This window comes from Pseudomonas sp. K5002 (genome assembly GCF_013386655.1).
Classification (GTDB): domain Bacteria; phylum Pseudomonadota; class Gammaproteobacteria; order Pseudomonadales; family Pseudomonadaceae; genus Aquipseudomonas.
Map to the genome: position 1 here is coordinate 1 of NZ_JACARK010001689.1, position 301 is coordinate 301.

At 65.1% G+C, this 301-nt stretch carries 1 protein-coding gene; it reads right to left on the bottom strand.

The window, feature by feature from the left end; all coding sequences use genetic code 11:
- On the bottom strand, positions 1-301 hold a 301-nt coding region (locus HX846_RS38725), incomplete at both ends, for an FAD-binding oxidoreductase (RefSeq protein WP_178967641.1).

A 301-nucleotide genomic window follows, 5' to 3' on the forward strand; every position in this document is an offset into this window, starting at 1 on the left:
CACCCCGCGACGTGCCCACTGTTCGGCCCGGGCGTGCAGGCCCGCCACGCCTTTTTCGGAATAGGAAACCTGCATCCAGCCCTTGCGTGTGGGCGCACAGTCGATGCCATGGCGCTCGATCAGGTTGAACACCAGGTCGGCAGAGTTGGACACGGTGTTGATCAGTGGCTCGGCGCGCTCGGCACCGTACATCTGCACCAGTTGATCCGGGTCGTATTTGAGTGTCGGGTTGACCTGCCCGCCATTGCGCCCCGACGCGCCCCAGCCAGGTTCGTTGGCCTCCAGCACGCACACGCTGACG